1 protein-coding gene is annotated in these 266 nt (G+C 61.3%); it reads left to right on the top strand.

All coding sequences use genetic code 11. The features are described 5' to 3' along the window. Positions 1-266: NAD-dependent epimerase/dehydratase family protein (locus RMT89_RS43460; RefSeq protein ID WP_315889273.1), on the top strand; the 266-nt coding region annotated here is incomplete at both ends.

The raw sequence follows: 266 nt of genomic DNA, 5'->3' as shown, positions 1-266 counted from the left end.
GCACCCGTATCCTTCTCCAGGAAGCGAAGTCGCAGGAGGTCAGCCGTTTCATCTTCATCTCCTCGACGGCCGTCTACGGCATTCCCGATCACCATCCGCTGCTGGAGACCGACCGCCTTCAGGGTGTCGGCCCCTACGGCAAATCCAAGATCGGCGCGGAAGCCCTCTGCAACGAATCAAGGCTGAGAGGAATGTGCGTCAGCGTCCTGCGGCCCAAGAGTTTCGTCGGGCCCGAAAGGCTGGGCGCTTTCGAGCTTCTCTACGAC

The organism is Streptomyces sp. P17 (assembly GCF_032436805.1).
Lineage (GTDB): Bacteria > Actinomycetota > Actinomycetes > Streptomycetales > Streptomycetaceae > Streptomyces.
Note: the sequence above shows the minus strand (reverse complement) of the source record. Positions and strands in the feature narration are given on the sequence as shown.